Here is a 5,190-nt window from a genome sequence, read left to right as displayed (position 1 = left end):
CCAGCCGGACCGCCGCGCAATCTCCTCATAGCCGTCCGTGAACAGCGCGGGATCGCCCCGGAACTTGTTGATGAGGAAACCCCGGATCATCGCCGCGTCGTCCGGGTCGATCACCGCGCGGGTGCCGACGACCGCCGCGATCACTCCGCCCCGGTCGATGTCGCCGACCAGCACGACCGGCACATCGGCCGCCCGTGCGAAGCCCATATTGGCGATGTCCCCGGCGCGCAGGTTGATCTCGGCGGGTGACCCCGCGCCCTCCACCACCACGACATCGCAGGCGGCGCGGAGGCGATGATAGCTTTCCATCACCTCGCCCAGCAGCGCGCCGCGCGCCATGCGGAAATTGCCCGCGCCCAGCGTGCCGTGCACCTTGCCATGCACGATCAGTTGCGAGGTGTGATCGGCCTGCGGCTTCAGCAGGACCGGGTTCATGTCGACGATCGGCTCCGCCCGGCAGGCAATCGCCTGCAGCGCCTGCGCCCGGCCAATCTCTCCACCATCGGCGGTGACGGCGGCGTTGTTCGACATGTTCTGCGGCTTGAACGGCAGGACGCGCAGGCCGCGATTGGTAAGCACGCGGCAAAGCCCCGCGACCAGCACCGACTTGCCGACATCCGACCCCGTGCCCTGCACCATCACAGCGCCCATGCGACACTCCCGGCAATGATCCATAGCAGCAGGCAGGCGATCCGGTAGATGTGCAGCGCCCGGTGCAGATCGGCGGCGGAAACATCGGCGCCGCCCTCACCGATCCACGGCTTGTTATGCGTGACCCCGTCATAGCTGACCGGCCCGGCCAGCCGGACGCCGAGCACACCCGCCATCGCCGCCTCCGGCCAGCCCGCATTGGGCGAGGCGTGTTTGCGGGCGTCGCGGAGCATGATGCGCCACCCGCCCCTGCCAGCGATGCAGATCAGCAGGCCGGACAGGCGGGCGGGGACAAGGTTCGCGACATCGTCGGTGCGCGCCGTCGCCCAGCCGAAGGCGCGCCAGCGGGGTTCATAATGGCCGATCATGCTGTCCGCCGTATTGATCGCCTTGTACGCCCACACGCCCGGCAGGCCGAGGACGAGCAGCCAGAAGGCGGGCGCGACGATGCCGTCGCAGAAGCTTTCGGAGAGGCTTTCTATGGCGGCGCGCGCCACGCCTGCTTCATCCAGCGCGGCGGTGTCGCGGCCGACGATCATGCCGACCGCGCCGCGCGCCGCATCCAGCCGCCCGGCCTCCAGGGGTCGCGCCACCGCCAAGACATGATCGTGCAGGCTGCGCTGCGCGATGGCGGGAAAGGCGAGGACTCCAACAGCCACCCAGGACCAGCGGCCGAACAGGTGCCGGGCGGCCTCCTGCACGACAAAGGCGATACCGAATGCGAGGGTGGTCAGCCCTATCACCGTCACCACGCCGAGCGCCCTGCGCGCGCCGTCGGACAGGCGGTTATCGTTCCAGCGGCGTTCGCAAAATGCGATGACGAAAGCGAAGGTCCCAACGGGGTGGCCGATGCGCCGGTAAAGCGCCTGCGGCCAGCCGATCGCGGCATCCACAGCCAGCGCGAAAAGGGCGACAGGCTCAGCCATCGGCCAACGCCGTCCCAAGCGCCGCGTCCAGCCGGGCATAGGCGGCGTCATCGGCGGGCAGGCCGATGCGCAGCCAGTCCGGCGCATAGTCGAACGGCCGGGTCAATATGCCGCGCCGCGCTAGACGGTCGAACAGCGCGCCCGCATCCTCCAACCGGATCAGCCGGAACAGCGGGCATGCGCCCTGCGGTTCCAACCCATGTGCACGGAGCAGGGCATCCAGACGGGTGGCCTCCTTCAAAAGTTGCGCGCGCATGTTGGCAATCCATGCATCATCGCGATAGGCGGCTGTTCCGATGGCGATCGCCGCCGCCGACACCGGCCAGCTTCCCAGCCGCCGCCGGAGCGGCGCGAGGCGCGCGGGCGCGGCGATCACGAAGCCGAGCCGCAGCCCGGCCAGTCCGAAAAATTTGCCAAAGGAGCGCAGGACGATCAGCCGGTCATCCACTGCGTCGCCGAGCAGCGACGCGCCGGGAACGGCATCGGCGAAAGCCTCATCGACGACAAGCGTTTCGCCCTTCGCCATCAAGGCTCTCAAGCGTTCGGCGGGCAACAGCCGGCCATCGGGATTATTGGGGTTGGCCAGTAGCAGCGTGCCGTTGCCCGCCCCCGCTGCGTCCGGCGCGATGGCGATACTCCCCGGCAGAGCCTCCGCATGCGTGCCGTAGCTTGGCGCGACATGACGGAACGGCGCGGGCAGGGCGAGGGCGTGCAGCATCCGCAGAGCCATCTCGCTGCCCGGCACAGCGCAGACCGAAGCCGCATCCACGCCGAAATGCGCCGCCGCCGCGCTTTCGAGGGCCGCGAGCGCGCCCTCGTCCGGCAGTCTTGTCCAGTCGACCGGCCCCGCCCGCGTCACATCCCAGGCATGCGGGTTGATGCCGGTGGACAGGTCGATCCATGGGCGCGGCGCGTCCGGGAAGGCGGCCTGCGCCTCCCCCAATCGTCCGCCATGCACCCGCCATGGTTCCAACGCCTGTCCTTTTGCCCGTCGCTTTGTCTGTCGCATTTGTCCGCCAAGCCCTTTACCGGCAGCGGAAGGCAGCGCCAGTTTATTATGGGCCAGTTTATTATGGGCCAGCCAATGATGGAGCACACGATGGAACCCCGCACCCTGTTCGTCACCGGCGGCGCGCGATCCGGCAAGAGCAGCCATGCGCTGGCCGAGGCGGAGAAATCCGGCCTGTCGCTGGTCTTTATCGCCACGGCGCAGGCGAGCGACCCGGAAATGGCGGCGCGCATCGACCGGCATCGGGACGAACGCGGTCCGCAATGGACGACGATCGAGTGCCCGGTGGCGCTGGCGGACCTGATCGCGGAACAGGCCGATCCTTCGCGCATCCTGCTGATCGACTGCCTGACGCTGTGGACGTCGAACCTGATGTTCGGGGGGCATGACATAGTGACGGAAACCGCGCGGCTGGTGGGTGCCATAGAGCATGCGAAGGGGCCGCTGATCCTCGTCACCAATGAGGTCGGACTGGGCATCGTGCCCGACAATGCGCTGTCCCGCGAATTTCGCGACGCGGCCGGGCGGGTCAATCAGGCGGTGGCGGCCGCATGCAGCGAAGCCGTGATGATTGTTTCCGGCCTATTGCTGCGGCTTAAATAATAAGCCGAATTGGGCACGGAGTCCCATCGAGAGACCCTTTGCCCCTTGAAATAGGCCATCGACTTGCCGATACTATGGGAGCGGGCCGGGCCCCTCTGGCGGCTGGCGGCGTTCTGCAGGACAGGACGCACCAGACGTGATGTCGGACCGCATCGAGTGCGCTCGGTGCAGGTTCGAGGATTTACCCCCCAAATTCTCCCCTCCCGGACGTACTCGATCCTTAGTTTTGACAAGGACGGAGCGTAGAGTGAACAACCCCTATCCCATGCCGGGCTATTCCCGCGCAGACGCCGCAGCGGTCGACGCCGGCCTGCGCAGCCATATGCTCGGCGTTTTCCGCAATATGGGCATCGGCCTGATCATCACCGGCATTGTCGCCGCGGTGATCGGCAACACCCCTGCCCTGTATCAGCCGATCTTCGGCACGCCGCTGAAGTGGGTCGCGATCTTCGCGCCGCTGGCGTTCGTGTTCTTCTTCACCTTCCGCATCGAAAAGATGACGGATGCGGGCGCGCGCACCGCCTTCTACGCCTTTTCGGCGGTGATGGGCGTATCGCTGGCCAGCATCTTCATCGTCTTTACCGGCGCGTCGATCGCCCAGGCCTTCTTCGCCGCGGCGGTGATGTTCCTGGCGATGGCCCTGTGGGGTTACACCACCGGCCGTGACCTGACGAAGATGGGATCGTTCCTGATGATGGGCCTGATCGGCATCATCGTCGCCAGCCTGGTGAACCTGTTCCTGGCCTCGTCGGCGCTGCAGCTTGTCGTGTCGATTTTGGGCGTAGTGATCTTCACCGGCCTGACCGCGTGGGACACGCAGCGGATCAAGTCCGACTATCTCCACTATGCGGGCACGCAGGCGACCGCGAAGCTGGAGGTGATGGGCGCGCTGTCGCTGTACCTGAACTTCGTGAACCTGTTCCAGCTTCTGCTGAACCTGATGGGCGAGCGGGAATAATCGCCATGCGCGACCCGCAAGCCGTATCCTCGATGCTCTGCCCCGTCTGCAGCACTGGCCTGGCCATGTCGGACAGGCAGGGCGTCGAGATCGATTATTGCCCGCAATGCCGGGGCGTGTGGCTGGACCGTGGCGAGCTCGACAAGATCATCGAGCGCAACTGCGCCCAGCCCGCGCCTCAGGCCATGCCGCAGGCGGCGCCCCAGCAAAGCTATCGCCCCGACCGGGGTTATGGCGGGCAGGACGGCTATTATGGGAAGAAGCGGAAGAAGAGCTTCCTGGAGGAGCTGTTTGATTAGGGGATGATACTCAGAATCCGTTCGGGCTGAGCTTGTCGAAGCCCTGCACTTATTAAAAGAGAAAGGCAGCCCTTCGACAAGCTCAGGGCGAACGGGGTTTGTGATTCCGGTGAGAGCGGCGCGTGGAATTAAGCCGTTCTATTCCCCCGCCGACGGGATCGCCGTGGGAACCGGCGCGCCTTCCCAGCCGCCACCAAGCGCCTTGAACAACGCCACCTGCGCCTCCGCCCGGTCCGATTGCGCCTGGGCCAGCGCGGCGCGGGCATTGGCGCGGTCATTTTGCGCCACCAGCAATTGCAGGAAGCTGTCGGAGCCGGCGTCGAACCGCTTTTCAGCGATGAAGGATGCGCTGTTCGCGGCGGTCATGGCGCGGGACAGGGACGCCTCCCGGTCCACGGCGCCCTTCAGCCGGGCCAGCGCCTGTTCGGTTTCCTGCAACGCGGTCAGCACCGCCTTGTCGAAACTCGCCAGAGATCCTTCGGCGATGGCCTTGTTCTGGCGCACGCGCGCACGCGCCGCGCCGCTGAACGGGAAATTCCAACTGAGCAGCGGCCCGACCGAATAGCTGATCGAATCGCTTTTCGTGAGGTCCGATACCTGGGTGCCGCCGACGCTGATCGACCCCAGCAGGGTGATCGAGGGATAGAGCGCAGCCGTCGCCACGCCGACCCGCGCCGTGTCGGCCGCCAGCGTCCGCTCCGCCTCCCGCACGTCGGGGCGGCGGGCCAGCATCGCCTTGCCATC

General features: G+C 66.7%; 7 protein-coding genes. 3 read left to right on the top strand and 4 right to left on the bottom strand.

The features are described from left to right. The 3 genes from BHQ40_RS24025 to cobD form a co-directional block, all read right to left on the bottom strand. The coding region (locus tag BHQ40_RS24025) for a cobyric acid synthase (protein ID WP_083277137.1) at window positions 1–651 on the bottom strand (651 nt) is incomplete at its 3' end. After that, window positions 639–1,577 carry an adenosylcobinamide-phosphate synthase CbiB gene (gene cbiB / locus BHQ40_RS24020; protein ID WP_070158230.1) on the bottom strand — a complete coding sequence of 313 codons (939 nt, stop codon included), beginning with the start codon at window positions 1,575–1,577 and terminating at the stop codon, window positions 639–641. The genes cbiB and BHQ40_RS24025, both read right to left, overlap by 13 nt. Then, a complete protein-coding gene (gene cobD / locus BHQ40_RS24015) occupies window positions 1,570–2,586 on the bottom strand; it encodes a threonine-phosphate decarboxylase CobD (RefSeq protein ID WP_070158229.1) in 1,017 nt (338 codons plus the stop codon). Before cobD ends, cbiB begins: the two co-directional genes overlap by 8 nt. Before the next feature lie 90 nt (window positions 2,587–2,676). Here cobD and cobU point away from each other — a divergent pair, with 90 nt between their 5' ends. The 3 genes from cobU (at window position 2,677) to BHQ40_RS24000 (ending at window position 4,446) form a co-directional block, all read left to right on the top strand. Further along, window positions 2,677–3,189: a bifunctional adenosylcobinamide kinase/adenosylcobinamide-phosphate guanylyltransferase gene (gene cobU, locus BHQ40_RS24010; RefSeq protein WP_139139466.1), complete on the top strand. Its 513-nt coding sequence runs from the start codon at window positions 2,677–2,679 to the stop codon at window positions 3,187–3,189. 265 nt (window positions 3,190–3,454) lie between these two features. Beyond that, on the top strand, window positions 3,455–4,147 hold the full coding sequence (locus tag BHQ40_RS24005; protein ID WP_083277139.1) for a Bax inhibitor-1/YccA family protein: 693 nt from the start codon (window positions 3,455–3,457) through the stop codon (window positions 4,145–4,147). A gap of 5 nt (window positions 4,148–4,152) precedes the next feature. Further along, window positions 4,153–4,446 (top strand): TFIIB-type zinc ribbon-containing protein, encoded by a 294-nt coding sequence (locus tag BHQ40_RS24000; RefSeq protein ID WP_070158227.1) that lies wholly within the window; start codon window positions 4,153–4,155, stop codon window positions 4,444–4,446. 138 nt (window positions 4,447–4,584) lie between these two features. On the opposite strand, the gene BHQ40_RS23995 is transcribed toward BHQ40_RS24000, so the two are convergent. After that, a partial coding sequence (locus tag BHQ40_RS23995) for a TolC family protein (protein WP_139139465.1) occupies window positions 4,585–5,190 on the bottom strand: 606 nt, incomplete at its 5' end.

Source organism: Sphingobium phenoxybenzoativorans, assembly GCF_001757355.1.
In the GTDB taxonomy this organism is placed as follows: Bacteria; Pseudomonadota; Alphaproteobacteria; order Sphingomonadales; family Sphingomonadaceae; genus Sphingobium; species Sphingobium phenoxybenzoativorans.
This window is presented reverse-complemented; position numbering and strand designations above follow the sequence as displayed.